We start from the raw sequence: 14,172 nt of genomic DNA, 5'->3' as shown, positions 1-14,172 counted from the left end.
TGGTTGCGGGGGCCGGATTTGAACCGACGACCTTCGGGTTATGAGCCCGACGAGCTACCAGGCTGCTCCACCCCGCGCCTGAAACGTGGCAAATTCTACGCGTTTTGGGTAGAAAATGCAAATAATGCTGGGATTTGGTACCGAAGACGGGACGTAAAATCGGCGTTCAGTATATTGATAGTGAACACCGCCTGTCAACCCAGTTTCCACCAGGTCAAACTGAGGGAAATTTTTACAAAAAACGCACGAGTCTCTTTCGGTCTTCGACAAAAGATGATTAAATGAATACTCACTTATTTTGCATAAACATGCATCAAGAGCGAACGCGGTCTCTAATCAGTCAATCAAGCAGGGTTTTATTTTATGACGACGATTCTCAAGCATCTTCCGGTAGGACAACGTATTGGCATCGCTTTTTCTGGCGGCCTGGATACCAGCGCTGCACTGCTGTGGATGCGCCAAAAGGGAGCGGTTCCGTATGCATATACTGCGAACCTGGGTCAGCCGGATGAGGACGACTATGATGCAATCCCTCGTCGCGCTAAAGAGTATGGTGCAGAGAACGCACGTCTGATTGATTGCCGTAAACAGCTGGTTGCCGAAGGTATCGCGGCTATTCAGTGCGGCGCTTTCCATAACACCACCGGCGGCCTGACCTATTTCAACACGACGCCACTGGGCCGTGCCGTGACTGGCACCATGCTGGTTGCCGCCATGAAAGAAGATGGTGTTAACATCTGGGGCGACGGTAGCACTTATAAAGGTAACGATATCGAACGTTTTTATCGTTATGGTCTGTTGACCAACGCCGAGCTGCAGATTTACAAACCGTGGCTGGATACCGACTTCATCGACGAGCTGGGCGGCCGCCATGAAATGTCCGAGTTTATGATTGCCTGCGGCTTTGACTACAAGATGTCTGTTGAGAAAGCCTACTCTACCGACTCCAACATGCTGGGCGCGACACACGAAGCAAAAGATCTGGAATTCCTTAACTCCAGCGTGAAGATCGTGAACCCAATCATGGGCGTGAAGTTCTGGGACGAGAACGTCAAAATCCAGGCGGAAGAAGTGACTGTCCGCTTCGAGCGCGGCCATCCGGTTGCCCTGAACGGCAAGACCTTCTCTGACGATGTAGAACTGATGCTGGAAGCAAACCGCATCGGCGGCCGTCATGGTCTGGGTATGAGCGATCAGATTGAAAACCGTATCATCGAAGCAAAAAGCCGTGGCATCTACGAAGCCCCGGGGATGGCACTGCTGCACATCGCTTACGAACGTCTGCTGACCGGTATTCACAACGAGGACACCATTGAGCAGTATCACTCTCATGGTCGTCAGTTGGGTAAATTGCTGTATCAGGGTCGCTGGTTCGATCCGCAGGCGCTGATGCTGCGTGATGCTCTGCAACGCTGGGTGGCGAGCGCCATCACCGGTGAAGTGACTCTGGAACTGCGTCGCGGTAATGATTACTCCATCCTGAACACCGTGTCTGACAACCTGACCTATAAAGCAGAGCGTCTGACAATGGAAAAAGGCGAATCCGTGTTTTCTCCGGACGACCGTATTGGTCAGCTGACCATGCGTAACCTGGACATCACTGATACCCGTGCGAAGCTGTTCAACTACGTTGAGAATGGCCTGCTCTCTGCCAGTTCCGGTAATGGCCTGCCACAGGTTGAAAACCTGGAACACAGCGATAAGAAGTAATCGCTGATGTGAAATGTAAAAGGCGTCTGATAGACGCCTTTTTTATTTGGGTTTTGGTAGGCCCGGTAAGCGCAACGCCACCGGGCCTACAGAAGTTCGGAGACACACCAGAAGTTAGGAGGCACACAATCTACAGACGAAAAAAAAGACGTCTTTCGACGTCTTTCTTCTGGAATATTGGTACCGAGGATGGGACTCGAACCCACAAGCCCGTTAGGGCACTACCACCTCAAGGTAGCGTGTCTACCAATTCCACCACCTCGGTACAGAATACTTAGTGCGGGATATCGCTGGTTGGCTTAGCCGGTGCAGCTGGCTGAGTTTGCTCAGTTTTAGACGGAGCACTCAGATTTTCCCACTCGCTTCCTTTATTGGTCTTGTTGCTGTTGATATTGCCCAGCACCAGACTGATGATGAAGAACAGCGTAGCCAGAATCGCCGTTGTGCGGGTCATGAAGTTCGCAGAACCACTTGAACCGAACAGCGTACCGGAAGCGCCAGCTCCGAAGGAGGCTCCCATATCAGCGCCTTTACCTTGCTGCAGCATGATCAGCGCTACAAGAGCGATGGCTACAATAAGGAAAACAACTAAAAGAGCTTCGTACATAATCAACCTGTTCCTTGCGGATTTGCCGCATACCAATGCTTCGACCAATTAGCAGGATTTTTGTTTCCCACTGAAGCGGGTGTGAATACTAACCAAAGCGAATGACCTTCGCAAGGGCATTTTCGACGCATTGTATCAACTGCGGAAAAAAACAGCAAAAAGCCATTCATCGCTTAAAACAAAGGCGGGAAATGCCGCCTTTTTAAACGTTTAGCATGAACAGCTATGCCGCTTTTACCGCATCAGCAATACGGTGCGCAAATTCAGTCACCTGTGCTTCGTCTTCACCTTCCACCATTACTCGAATAAGTGGTTCGGTACCGGACTTACGCAGCAGTACGCGACCACGGTTACCGAGCGCGGCTTCAACGTCAGCCATTACTGCTTTCACATTTTCGCTTTCCAGTGGATCGCCATTACCAGCGGTGAAGCGTACGTTGACCAGGATCTGTGGGAACATTTTCATGCCACTGCAGAGGTCGTGCAGGCTCATATGGTTACGCGCCATCGCAGCCACCACCTGGAGGCCCGCCACGATACCGTCTCCGGTAGTGGTTTTGTCCAGCAGGATCACATGGCCTGAGTTTTCTGCACCAATACGCCAGCCCTTCTCCTGCAGTTTTTCCAGTACATAGCGGTCACCCACTTTAGCACGGACAAACGGGATCCCCAGCTGTTTCAGCGCCAGCTCCAGACCCATGTTGCTCATCAGTGTACCGACGGCACCACCGCGCAGCTGACCCTGACGCAGACCTTCACGCGCAATGATATAAAGGATCTGATCGCCATCAACCTTGTTACCTTCGTGGTCAACCATGATCACACGGTCACCGTCACCGTCCAGCGCGATACCCAGGTCAGCTTTTTCTGCCAGAACACGTGCCTGCAGAGCGCGAACGTCTGTCGCCCCCACCTCTTCGTTGATGTTCAGACCATCAGGTTCGCAGCCGATAGTAATCACTTTCGCACCCAGCTCACGGAAGACGTTAGGGGCAATGTGATACGTTGCGCCGTTTGCACAGTCCACCACGATTTTCAGGTGACTCAGGCTCAACTCGTTCGGGAAAGTGCCTTTGCAGAATTCAATGTAGCGACCCGCTGCATCAACAATACGGTTCGCTTTACCCAGTTCGACAGAGTCGACACAGGTGATCTCTTTTTCCATCTCGGCTTCAATCGCTTCTTCCACTTCATCCGGCAGTTTGGTGCCGTCGATGGAGAAGAACTTAATACCGTTGTCATAGAACGGGTTATGCGATGCCGAAATAACAATACCTGCTTCAGCACGGAAGGTACGCGTCAGATACGCAACAGCAGGTGTTGGCATTGGGCCAGTAAAGGAGGCAGAAAGCCCCGCAGCCGCCAGACCCGCCTCCAGTGCAGACTCCAGCATATAACCTGAAATACGGGTGTCTTTACCAATAATAATTTTACGGGAACCATGACGTGCCAGAACCTTACCAGCCGCCCAGCCAAGCTTCAGAACAAAATCAGGGGTGATCGGCGCATCGCCTACGCGGCCACGGATACCATCGGTACCAAAATATTTACGATTACTCATAGCGTTTGTTTTCCTTCGCTGCCAGTGTGGCTTCGACCACACGCATGGCTTCTACTGTTTCTTTGACGTCATGGACACGAATAATGTGCGCTCCCTGCATCGCCGCAATCACCGCGCAGGCCAGGCTGCCGCTAAGACGCTCGCTGGGGCCCACGTTCAGCAACTGCCCAATCATCGATTTTCTCGACATGCCAACCAGTAGCGGCAAGCCGAAGTGGTGAAACTCTGACAAGCGAGCAAGTAGCTCATAGTTGTGAGAGAGATTTTTACCGAAACCGAACCCCGGGTCGAGCAGCAATTTCTCTTTTGCGATTCCAGCACGCTCACAACGTTCAATACGTTCAATAAAGAAGCGATTAACATCAGCAAAGATATCGTTGTACTTAGGTGCATCCTGCATTGTTTTGGGCTGGCCCTGCATGTGCATCAGACAGACTGGTAACCCGGTTTCCGCTGCCGCCTCAATGGCACCAGGCTCGGTAAGCGATCGGATATCATTGATAATGTGAGCACCCACTCTCGCTACTTCACGAATCACTTCTGGCTTAGACGTATCAACAGAGATCCACACTTCAAAACGCTGGGCAATAGCTTCAACCACAGGAACCACGCGAGCCAGCTCCTCCTCCACAGAAACATCCGCCGCACCAGGACGCGTCGATTCGCCCCCCACATCAATGATGGTGGCACCCGCGTTGATCATCAAATTTGCGTGCTTAACCGCATCGATAAGTGTGTTATGCGTGCCGCCGTCAGAGAAGGAGTCAGGCGTAACATTCAGGATACCCATCACATGCGGATGTGAGAGATCGAGATGCGAGTCCTGAGCGAATAGTTTCATGGCGAAATCCCTGGTATCAATATGATTTAACGAAAAAGAAAAACCCCGGAGCAAGCTCCAGGGTTTGAAGTACAGACTAACTCTTCAACAGCAGTGACTTACTTGTCGCCCAACTGTTCTGACATGCTGTTACCCGGGTTCGGCGTATGTGATTCATCAGCCGTACGCGGTGCACGCGGAGTGCCATTGTTGTCAGAATTGTTGGAAGCGCCTGGATCTTCCCAGCCTGCTGGCGGACGCACTTCGCGGCGAGCCATCAGGTCGTCAATCTGTGGTGCATCGATGGTCTCATATTTCATGAGCGCATCTTTCATCGAATGCAGAATATCCATATTGTCGTTCAGGATCTGACGTGCGCGACCGTAGTTACGTTCAATCAGCGCTTTCACTTCCTGGTCGATGATACGAGCAGTCTCATCAGACATATGTTTCGCTTTCGCCACAGAACGACCCAGGAACACTTCGCCCTCTTCCTCTGCATACAGCAGTGGGCCGAGTTTGTCGGAGAAGCCCCATTGGGTCACCATGTTACGCGCCAGGTTCGTCGCCACTTTAATGTCGTTGGACGCACCGGTAGAAACATGTTCCACACCGTAGATAATTTCTTCTGCCAGACGACCACCATACAGGGTCGAAATCTGGCTTTCCAGCTTCTGACGGCTGGCGCTGATGGCATCGCCTTCCGGCAGGAAGAACGTTACGCCCAGCGCACGACCGCGCGGAATAATCGTCACTTTATGCACCGGATCGTGTTCCGGTACCAGACGACCGATAATCGCGTGGCCGGCTTCGTGGTATGCCGTGGATTCTTTCTGCGCTTCCGTCATCACCATAGAGCGACGTTCCGCACCCATCATGATTTTGTCTTTCGCTTTTTCGAATTCCACCATAGACACGACGCGTTTGTTACCGCGAGCGGCAAACAGTGCAGCTTCGTTGACCAGGTTAGCCAGATCCGCACCGGAGAAGCCCGGGGTACCACGCGCAATAATTGCCGCGTCGATATCTGGAGCCAACGGTACGCGACGCATGTGTACTTTCAGAATCTGTTCACGACCACGAACATCCGGCAGACCAACCACAACCTGACGGTCGAAACGGCCTGGACGCAGCAGGGCTGGGTCAAGTACGTCCGGACGGTTGGTTGCTGCGATAACGATAATACCTTCGTTACCTTCGAAGCCGTCCATTTCAACCAGCATCTGGTTCAGCGTCTGCTCACGTTCATCGTGACCACCGCCCAGACCAGCGCCACGCTGGCGACCGACGGCGTCGATTTCATCGATGAAGATAATGCACGGTGCTGCCTTCTTAGCCTGCTCGAACATGTCACGCACACGAGATGCACCGACACCCACGAACATTTCAACGAAGTCAGAACCTGAAATAGTAAAGAACGGCACCTTCGCTTCACCCGCGATGGCTTTCGCCAGCAGGGTTTTACCGGTACCCGGAGGGCCGACCATCAGAATGCCTTTCGGGATCTTACCGCCCAGTTTCTGGAAACGGCTCGGTTCACGCAGGTATTCTACCAGTTCAGCCACCTCTTCTTTCGCTTCGTCACAACCTGCAACGTCAGCGAACGTGGTCTTGATCTGGTCTTCCGTCAGCATACGCGCCTTGCTCTTACCGAACGACATGGCACCTTTGCCACCACCGCCCTGCATCTGACGCATAAAGAAGATCCAGACGCCAATAAGAAGCAGCATCGGGAACCAGGAGATGAAGATAGAAGCCAACAGGCTTGGCTCTTCTGGCGGCTCACCTACCACCTTGACGTTTTTAGTCAGAAGGTTATCAAGCAGCTTAGGATCGTTCACCGGAATGTAGGTCGTGTAACGGTTACTATCTTTCTTGGTAACGTTGATCTCACGTCCGTTGATACGCGCTTCGCGAACCTGGTCCTGATTGACCTCCTGCAGGAAGGTAGAATAATCCACCTTGCGGCCATTCGACTCGCTGGGCCCAAAGCTCTGGAATACTGACATCAGCACAACGGCAATGACCAGCCAGAGTATTAGGTTTTTCGCCATGTCACTCAAGGGATTAACCTCATATTACAACTGTGTTAAAAACAGCGTCAGGATACTCTAGATCCAGTTTCATTCAAACTTTCGTCTGAAATCCACCGGTTATCATTTTCGCCCGGTCGCTACAATATACACTTCTCGGGAACGCGCCCGGGAAGAGTCCGGCTTACGAACTTTGACCTTCGCAAACAGGGAGCGAATTTCCTTAAGGTACTCCTCGAAACCTTCGCCCTGAAACACCTTCACAACAAAACTACCACCTGGTGCTAGTACATCACGACACATTTCTAACGCCAGTTCCACCAGATACATGGCACGGGGGATATCCACCGCCGGTGTTCCGCACATATTTGGTGCCATATCTGACATGACAACCTGAACTTTACTGTCACCTACGCGATCGAGTAACGCCTTCAGCACTAATTCATCACGAAAATCGCCCTGAAGGAAGTCGACACCAACGATGGGATCCATTGGTAAAAGATCGCATGCGATGATTCGGCCCGTTCCACCGATTTGCGTTACCGCATACTGGGACCATCCCCCAGGTGCGGCACCGAGGTCAACAATCGTCATCCCCGGCTTAAAAAGTTTGTCACTTTGCTGTATTTCATCAAGTTTAAACCAGGCACGGGAACGTAACCCCTTTTTCTGCGCCTGTTGAACATATTTATCGCTAAAGTGTTCCTGAAGCCAGCGGCTGGAGCTGGCAGAACGCTTCTTACCTGTCATTTAACATTTCCGTCCTGGTTCATCGTTGCTTGCCTGTGACGTAAATTTCTACGCAGCTATTTGGCGATATAAGGGAGATGGCGGTAGAATGAACCGTTTTCAATCCCAACGTAAGCAAAAATATACGATGAATCTGAGTACTAAACAAAAACAGCACCTTAAAGGTCTGGCACATCCGCTCAAGCCTGTAGTCATGCTTGGCAACAATGGTTTGACCGAAGGGGTGCTTGCCGAGATTGAACAAGCGCTGGAACACCACGAGCTGATCAAGGTGAAAATTGCCTCTGAAGACAGAGACACGAAGAACTTGATCGTGGAAGCCATCGTGCGCGAAACCGGTGCCTGTAATGTACAGGTCATCGGTAAAACGCTGGTGCTCTATCGCCCATCTAAAGAGCGTAAAATCTCGCTGCCACGCTAAGGATATCCTGAATTAAACACATTTTCTGTGTAAAACGAGGGATTTCTGTCAGCAGGTGAGCAAAATGCCATGCTCCTTGAGTTGATAAAAGGCCGCTATGCGGCCTTTTTCCTTTCTTTACAATGTATCAACATCTTCGTGGAGAAGCGAATTACAGGTACTCGACCTTGATAATTTCGTATTCCACTTCGCCGCCTGGGGTGCGGATGATGACAACATCGTCCTGCTCTTTGCCAATCAGGCCGCGAGCAATTGGTGAGTTCACCGAAATCAGGTTCTGTTTGAAATCAGCTTCATCGTCACCGACGATGCGGTAAGTCTGCTCTTCGTCGTTATCCAGGTTCAGCACGCTAACGGTGGAACCAAAGATCACCCGGCCATTATTTGGCATTTTGGTGATATCGATAACCTGCGCATTGGACAGCTTCGCTTCGATATCTTTAATACGCCCTTCACAGAAGCCCTGCTGCTCGCGCGCGGCGTGGTATTCAGCATTTTCTTTCAGGTCGCCATGCTCACGCGCATCCGCGATAGCGGCGATGATTTCAGGGCGACGAACGGATTTCAGGAAATCCAGCTCTTCGCGCAGTTTTTCGGCACCACGTAAGGTCATCGGAATAGCTTGCATTTGTTATACCTCTTAAACATTCCTGTTGGGAGCAGCGTCACCTGCTCCGGCTCCTGTCCCCATGAACATCAAACCATGAGCAAGCCAGAAGCAAAAAGAAAACCGACCCGGAAGCAACGCCCCAGGCCAGCAGCAATTTTCAATTTGATATGCATTTTACCGCGAAGTTCACTATGGGTCATCGTTTACTTTGCAGTGCCATGCACCGTAGTATGACGGTTTGTTTTCGGGTTGTTAGCGCGAGATTATGCGATTTTCCAGATTTATCATCGGATTGACTACCAGTATAACGTTCAGTGCTCAGGCCGCGAATGTTGATGAGTACATTAATCAGCTGCCCGCAGGGGCTAACCTTGCCCTGATGGTGCAGAAGGTCGGGGCGCAGACGCCAGAGATTGACTACCACAGTCAACAGATGGCGCTGCCTGCCAGTACTCAGAAGGTGATCACTGCACTCGCCGCCCTGCTCCAGCTTGGGCCTGATTTCCGGTTTACCACCACCCTTGAAACCAAAGGTAACGTCACGGGTGGCGAACTGAAAGGCGATCTTATCGCCCGCTTCGGGGGTGACCCGACGTTGAAGCGCCAGGATATCCGCAGCATGGTGGCGGCATTGAAAAAATCTGGCGTGCAGAAGATCGACGGTAATGTGTTGATCGACACCTCCATTTTTGCCAGCCACGATAAAGCCCCTGGCTGGCCGTGGAACGACATGACGCAGTGCTTTAGCGCACCGCCAGCGGCTGCCATTATTGACCGTAACTGCTTCTCCGTTTCGCTTTACAGCGCCCCAAAACCGGATGACTTAGCGTTTATCCGCGTGGCGTCCTACTACCCGGTGACGATGTTTAGCCAGGTACGTACGCTGGCAAAAGGCTCACCGGATGCACAGTATTGTGAGCTGGACGTGGTGCCAGGCGATCTTAACCGCTTCACGCTTACCGGTTGCCTGACGCAGCGCGCCGATCCACTGCCGCTGGCCTTTGCGATACAGGATGGGGCAAGTTACGCCGGGGCCATTCTCAAGGATGAACTGAAGCAGGCGGGGATCACCTGGTCCGGTACCCTGCTCCGCCAGACGCAGGTCAATCAACCCGGCACGGTTATCGCCAGCAACCAGTCTGCGCCATTGCACGATTTGCTCAAGATTATGCTGAAAAAGTCGGATAACATGATTGCCGACACGGTGTTCCGCATGATTGGTCACGCACGTTTCGGCGTTCAGGGAACCTGGCGCGCAGGGTCCGACGCAGTACGGCAGATCCTGCGTCAGCAGGCAGGGATCGATCTGGGTAACACCATCGCCGTCGATGGTTCCGGGTTATCACGCCATAATTTGATTTCCCCGGCGACCATGATGCAAGTGCTTCAGTACATTGCACAACATGACACTGAGCTAAACTTTATTTCAATGCTACCACTTGCCGGACACGATGGTTCACTTCAGTACCGTGCCGGGCTTCACGCCGCCGGTGTGGATGGCAAAGTCTCAGCCAAAACAGGTTCACTGCAGGGGGTTTACAACCTTGCGGGCTTCATCACCACCGCCAGCGGACAACGTATGGCATTCGTGCAGTATCTTTCCGGCTATGCCGTCGAACCGACTGACCAGCGCAACCGACGCATCCCGTTGGTACGATTCGAAAGCAGGCTTTATAAGGACATTTATCAGAATAACTAGCGATGAAACTACTCATAGTTGAAGACGATCTGTTATTACAGGAAGGGCTGGCGCTGGCGCTGGCCAATGAAGGATATGCGCTCGACTGTGCCGCCACGGCGGCAGAAGCAGATGCCCTGATTCAGAGCGGTGAATATAGCCTGGTGATCCTCGATTTAGGTTTACCCGATAAAGATGGTGCCTCATTACTGAACCAGTGGCGACGCCGCGGTATCGCCAACCCAGTGTTGATCCTCACGGCGCGTGATTCCATCGAAGATCGTATTAACGGCCTTGATTCCGGTGCGGATGATTATCTGGTGAAGCCTTTCGTCCTTGCAGAGCTTCAGGCACGCGTGCGGGCACTGATCCGCCGCTACCAGGGACATAGTGATAACTTACTAACCGACGGTGATATTACGCTGAATCTGCAAACCCAGCAGGTGCTACGCAAATCGCTGCCTGTCGAAGTCACCCCAAAAGAGTTCGCCCTGCTTACACGCCTGATCATGCGTAGCGGGCAAACGGTACACCGTGAAACCCTGCAACAGGATATCTACTCCTGGCAGGACGATCCGGGGTCAAATACCCTCGAAGTTCACATTCACAACCTGCGCCGTAAGCTTGGTAAAGATCGAATTAAAACCGTCCGTGGCGTTGGCTACCGTCTGGAGAGCCAGAAATGAACAGCATGCGTCGGCGATTGATGATTTTGCTGGCGGTGATCTTACTGTTTTTCCAGCTGATAAGCGTGGTCTGGCTGTGGCATGAAAGCCGCGAACAGATTAGCTTTCTGGTGAGCGAAACGTTATCGGCAAAAGCGCGTAACAACCATGTCGAGAAAGAGATCCGCGAAGCGATTGCCTCGCTTCTGGTGCCTTCTCTGGTGATGGTGGGCTTTACCCTGTTCTTCTCATTCTGGGCCGTCACCCTGATAACCCAGCCGCTGAATAAACTGCGTGCCAGCCTGGCTAACCGTTCGGCGGATAATCTTACCCCGCTGCCGATGTATTCCGATATGGAAGAGATTGGCGCGGTGACGACGTCGCTGAATCAGCTGCTCGCCAGACTGGATAACACCATCCAGCAGGAGCGCCTCTTCACGGCAGACGCCGCTCACGAGCTGCGAACACCTCTCGCCGGAATCAGGCTACATCTGGAATTAATGGCTCAGTCGGGCTCACCGCAGGCCAATGCGTTGATTAGCCGGATCGATCAGTTGATGCACACCGTTGAACAACTGCTGATGCTGGCACGTGCCGGGCAGGCGCTGGCAAGCGGTCACTACGAAACCGTCAACTGGACAGACAGCATCATTGTTCCACTCAGCCTTGAGCATGAAGCTAAAGAACATACGGTGATATGGCCGGACAAAAGTCCACTGACGGTTCAGGGTGACACGGTACTTCTGCGCCTGATGCTGCGCAATCTGCTGGAGAATGCCACACGCTATAGCCCGACAGGCACAACCATTGAAGTGAAATTAATGGAGCATGATGGCGGTACGCAGGTCATCGTTGTCGATCAAGGGCCTGGCATTGATGAGGCACACCGACAGTCAATCACTGAACCATTCCGTCGTCTCGATCAGCGCTACGGTGGCAGCGGGCTGGGGCTGAGTATTGTGCAACGCATCGTTCAGCTTCACCACGGCAAATTGACGCTTGAGAACGGCATTGAAGGTGGCTTAATCGCCAGTTGCTGGTTACCCGCGACATTAAGTTAAAAAAAAGCCCCCTTCGCAGGGGGCCTTCCACAGGAATTAGTGCTTGTAGATGAACTCGACACCTTCTTCGTCGTCTTCATCCCAGTCATCATCCCAGTCTTCGTCTTCTTCCGCTTCCATCTCTTCGAGCTGTTCACGGTGGTAGTCATCCCACATGAATTCGACTTTCTCAGGCTGTTTCGCTTCTTCCGCCTGAACAATTGGGTTCTCGATGATGAAGGTCATCACATCCCAGCAGAGATCTTTCACGCCAACCTGGCTTGCTGCGGAGATCAGGTAGTATTTATCTTCCCAACCCATCGCTTCAGCAATCGCTTTCGCTTTGGCCTCAGCTTCAGCTTTATCCATCAGGTCAATCTTGTTGAAGACCAGCCAGCGCGGCTTGTTCGCCAGTTTTTCGCTGTATTTCTCCAGCTCACCGATGATAATGCGGGCGTTTTCCACCGGATCAGAACCGTCGATTGGATCGATATCAATGATGTGCAACAGTACGCGGCAGCGCTCAAGGTGTTTCAGGAAGCGAATACCCAGGCCGGCACCTTCCGCTGCACCTTCGATAAGGCCCGGGATATCGGCAACCACGAAGCTCTTCTCGTTATCCATACGGACAACGCCCAGGCTCGGTACCAGCGTGGTGAACGGATAATCCGCCACTTTTGGTTTGGCTGCAGAAACAGCACGAATAAACGTCGATTTACCCGCGTTTGGCATGCCCAGCATACCAACGTCAGCCAACAGCATCAGCTCCAGCTGCAGGTCACGCTTATCGCCAGGTGTCCCCATCGTTTTCTGACGCGGGGTACGGTTAACGGAAGATTTGAAACGGCTGTTACCCAGACCGTGCCAGCCACCTTTAGCCACCATCAGGCGCTGACCGTGTTTGGTCATGTCACCCATCGTTTCGCCCGTGCCCTGATCGATCACACGTGTTCCAACCGGAACCTTAATGGTCACGTCTTTGCCACGCTTACCAGTACAGTCACGGCTCTGGCCGTTCTGGCCACGTTCAGCACGGAAGGATTTTTCAAAGCGGTAGTCGATCAGCGTGTTGAGGTTCTCATCCGCCTCCAGCCACACGTCACCACCATCACCACCGTCGCCGCCATCAGGGCCGCCACGAGGAATATATTTTTCACGACGGAAGCTTACGCAACCATTGCCGCCATCACCTGCTACGACCAGGATCGTTGCTTCATCAACAAACTTCATTTTACTCTCCGTAACTCATTCGCCTGAGCGGGGGACTCTATTACTACCGCTTCATTTTTGCGCCAACGCCCCCAGAGACGATGACCAATGGCGGAATACATCGCGCCCGCAACCACGACAAACGCACCGAGATAACCCAACAGGTTGAGCATCGGTCTGACGAAAACATCGGGCCAGGCCATTGATAACAAATCTGAAAATAACAGCGTAAACAGCGGAGTCAGCGTGATTAATGCGCTCACCTGTGCTGCCTGCCAGCGCGCCATTGCTTCGGCCAGCGCACCATAACCGACCAGCGTATTCAGCCCACAAAAAATAAGGCACGCCAGTTGCCAGTCGCTGAGCTGGGTAATGACTCCCGGCTTCGCTAAAGGCAGTAATGCAACTGTACACAAAGTGTACAGCAAAAAGAGGATCTGCTGTGAAGCCAGACGACGCAATAACACCTTTTGTGCAACGCCGTAACTCACCCAGACCGTTGCTGCTCCCACACCGAAAATCACACCCCAGGTGTAATCCGTCAGGCGGGTAAAAATCTCTATCAGGCTGGTGTTGAAGAACATCACCAGACCACAGAGCAGCATGCTCGCCCCGATAACCTGTGTACCTCGCATCTTCTCCTTCAGGATAAAGACGCTGGCAACCATCATGCCGACCGGTGAAAGCTGACCAATCACCTGCGACGCCGTGGGGCTGAGATATTGCAGGGAAGAACTGAAGAGAATGAAGTTGCCGAAAAGGCCTCCCGTCGCGATGGCCAGTAATACCAGCCAGCGTGGCTTACGGAAGATCCGCAAGGGTGGAAGCTTACCTTTGACAGCCAGGATCGTACCGAGGCCAATGCTTGCCATCAGAAAGCGATAAAAGACCACCGTCGGCGGCTCCATCACTTCCAGTACCTGCTTCATTGCAATTGGCAGCGCACCCCAACACATTGCGGTAGTGAGCGCCAAAAGAATACCAATGCCGGCCTGCTGCTTCATGCCCGTTTTCCCTACAGAAAATTTTCCGGGTTTCCAATGTAAAAAGCCCCGCAACACGTTGCGG

12 protein-coding genes, 2 tRNA genes and 1 pseudogene are annotated in these 14,172 nt (G+C 52.5%); 5 read left to right on the top strand and 10 right to left on the bottom strand.

The genetic code is table 11. From position 1 onward, the window contains the following. A tRNA-Met gene (locus tag ACJ9N4_RS19310) sits at nt 1–77 on the bottom strand. A gap of 286 nt (nt 78–363) precedes the next feature. On the opposite strand from ACJ9N4_RS19310, the gene argG reads away from it, so the two are divergent. Beyond that, a complete protein-coding gene (argG, locus tag ACJ9N4_RS19305; protein ID WP_182272767.1) occupies nt 364–1,710 on the top strand; it encodes an argininosuccinate synthase in 1,347 nt (448 codons plus the stop codon). 178 nt (nt 1,711–1,888) lie between these two features. Here argG and ACJ9N4_RS19300 read toward each other — a convergent pair. The 6 genes from ACJ9N4_RS19300 to rlmE form a co-directional block, all read right to left on the bottom strand. Continuing rightward, nucleotides 1,889–1,975: transfer RNA gene (locus tag ACJ9N4_RS19300), tRNA-Leu, on the bottom strand. Nucleotides 1,976–1,984: 9 nt separating this feature from the next. Further along, complete coding sequence (gene secG, locus ACJ9N4_RS19295; RefSeq protein ID WP_182272768.1) at nt 1,985–2,317, bottom strand: preprotein translocase subunit SecG; 333 nt, start codon at nt 2,315–2,317, stop codon at nt 1,985–1,987. 223 nt (nt 2,318–2,540) lie between these two features. After that, nucleotides 2,541–3,878 carry a phosphoglucosamine mutase gene (glmM, locus tag ACJ9N4_RS19290; RefSeq protein WP_182919006.1) on the bottom strand — a complete coding sequence of 446 codons (1,338 nt, stop codon included), beginning with the start codon at nt 3,876–3,878 and terminating at the stop codon, nt 2,541–2,543. After that, nucleotides 3,871–4,719: a dihydropteroate synthase gene (gene folP, locus ACJ9N4_RS19285; RefSeq protein WP_182919007.1), complete on the bottom strand. Its 849-nt coding sequence runs from the start codon at nt 4,717–4,719 to the stop codon at nt 3,871–3,873. The genes glmM and folP overlap by 8 nt, the downstream gene beginning before the upstream one ends. A 98-nt stretch (nt 4,720–4,817) precedes the next feature. Then, on the bottom strand, nt 4,818–6,752 hold the full coding sequence (gene ftsH / locus ACJ9N4_RS19280) for an ATP-dependent zinc metalloprotease FtsH (RefSeq protein WP_182272771.1): 1,935 nt from the start codon (nt 6,750–6,752) through the stop codon (nt 4,818–4,820). 102 nt (nt 6,753–6,854) lie between these two features. Then, entirely contained in the window at nt 6,855–7,481 is a 627-nt protein-coding gene (gene rlmE, locus ACJ9N4_RS19275) for a 23S rRNA (uridine(2552)-2'-O)-methyltransferase RlmE (protein ID WP_182272772.1), read from the bottom strand. A 127-nt stretch (nt 7,482–7,608) separates the two neighbouring features. Here rlmE and yhbY point away from each other — a divergent pair, with 127 nt between their 5' ends. Continuing rightward, nucleotides 7,609–7,902: a ribosome assembly RNA-binding protein YhbY gene (yhbY, locus tag ACJ9N4_RS19270; protein WP_003861814.1), complete on the top strand. Its 294-nt coding sequence runs from the start codon at nt 7,609–7,611 to the stop codon at nt 7,900–7,902. A 151-nt stretch (nt 7,903–8,053) separates the two neighbouring features. Here yhbY and greA read toward each other — a convergent pair whose 3' ends face one another. After that, nucleotides 8,054–8,530 carry a transcription elongation factor GreA gene (greA, locus tag ACJ9N4_RS19265; protein ID WP_182272773.1) on the bottom strand — a complete coding sequence of 159 codons (477 nt, stop codon included), beginning with the start codon at nt 8,528–8,530 and terminating at the stop codon, nt 8,054–8,056. Between the two features lie 247 nt (nt 8,531–8,777). Here greA and dacB point away from each other — a divergent pair, with 247 nt between their 5' ends. From dacB to pmrB, 3 genes are read left to right on the top strand one after another with little or no spacing between them, the layout of a single operon-like run. Continuing rightward, nucleotides 8,778–10,211 carry a serine-type D-Ala-D-Ala carboxypeptidase gene (dacB, locus tag ACJ9N4_RS19260; protein WP_182919008.1) on the top strand — a complete coding sequence of 478 codons (1,434 nt, stop codon included), beginning with the start codon at nt 8,778–8,780 and terminating at the stop codon, nt 10,209–10,211. A gap of 2 nt (nt 10,212–10,213) precedes the next feature. Then, nucleotides 10,214–10,876 carry a two-component system response regulator PmrA gene (pmrA, locus tag ACJ9N4_RS19255; protein WP_182919009.1) on the top strand — a complete coding sequence of 221 codons (663 nt, stop codon included), beginning with the start codon at nt 10,214–10,216 and terminating at the stop codon, nt 10,874–10,876. Further along, nucleotides 10,873–11,916 (top strand): two-component system sensor histidine kinase PmrB, encoded by a 1,044-nt coding sequence (gene pmrB / locus ACJ9N4_RS19250; protein ID WP_182272776.1) that lies wholly within the window; start codon nt 10,873–10,875, stop codon nt 11,914–11,916. Before pmrA ends, pmrB begins: the two co-directional genes overlap by 4 nt. 36 nt (nt 11,917–11,952) lie before the next feature. Here the strand turns inward: pmrB and cgtA are convergent, their stop codons facing one another. Both cgtA and ACJ9N4_RS19240 read right to left on the bottom strand, forming a co-directional pair. Then, nucleotides 11,953–13,125 carry an Obg family GTPase CgtA gene (gene cgtA / locus ACJ9N4_RS19245; protein ID WP_182919010.1) on the bottom strand — a complete coding sequence of 391 codons (1,173 nt, stop codon included), beginning with the start codon at nt 13,123–13,125 and terminating at the stop codon, nt 11,953–11,955. Nucleotides 13,126–13,140: 15 nt separating this feature from the next. Continuing rightward, nucleotides 13,141–14,108 (bottom strand): annotated as a pseudogene (locus ACJ9N4_RS19240) (DMT family transporter). Nucleotides 14,109–14,172 lie beyond the last annotated feature (64 nt).

The organism is Enterobacter sp. LM3, from assembly GCF_046622475.1.
GTDB classification, from domain to species: Bacteria; Pseudomonadota; Gammaproteobacteria; order Enterobacterales; family Enterobacteriaceae; genus Enterobacter; species Enterobacter cloacae_P.
The sequence above is the reverse complement of the archived record's forward strand: the minus strand, read 5'-3'. Positions and strand labels throughout refer to the sequence as shown.

Coding starts and splice junctions, on each gene's coding strand:
- cgtA (WP_182919010.1), bottom strand. CDS start 13,125: ATGAAGTTTGTTGATGAAGCAACGATCCTGGTCGTAGCAGGTGATGGC.
- greA (WP_182272773.1), bottom strand. CDS start 8,530: ATGCAAGCTATTCCGATGACCTTACGTGGTGCCGAAAAACTGCGCGAA.
- rlmE (WP_182272772.1), bottom strand. CDS start 7,481: ATGACAGGTAAGAAGCGTTCTGCCAGCTCCAGCCGCTGGCTTCAGGAA.
- pmrA (WP_182919009.1), top strand. CDS start 10,214: ATGAAACTACTCATAGTTGAAGACGATCTGTTATTACAGGAAGGGCTG.
- yhbY (WP_003861814.1), top strand. CDS start 7,609: ATGAATCTGAGTACTAAACAAAAACAGCACCTTAAAGGTCTGGCACAT.
- secG (WP_182272768.1), bottom strand. CDS start 2,317: ATGTACGAAGCTCTTTTAGTTGTTTTCCTTATTGTAGCCATCGCTCTT.
- ftsH (WP_182272771.1), bottom strand. CDS start 6,752: ATGGCGAAAAACCTAATACTCTGGCTGGTCATTGCCGTTGTGCTGATG.
- argG (WP_182272767.1), top strand. CDS start 364: ATGACGACGATTCTCAAGCATCTTCCGGTAGGACAACGTATTGGCATC.
- pmrB (WP_182272776.1), top strand. CDS start 10,873: ATGAACAGCATGCGTCGGCGATTGATGATTTTGCTGGCGGTGATCTTA.
- folP (WP_182919007.1), bottom strand. CDS start 4,719: ATGAAACTATTCGCTCAGGACTCGCATCTCGATCTCTCACATCCGCAT.
- dacB (WP_182919008.1), top strand. CDS start 8,778: ATGCGATTTTCCAGATTTATCATCGGATTGACTACCAGTATAACGTTC.
- glmM (WP_182919006.1), bottom strand. CDS start 3,878: ATGAGTAATCGTAAATATTTTGGTACCGATGGTATCCGTGGCCGCGTA.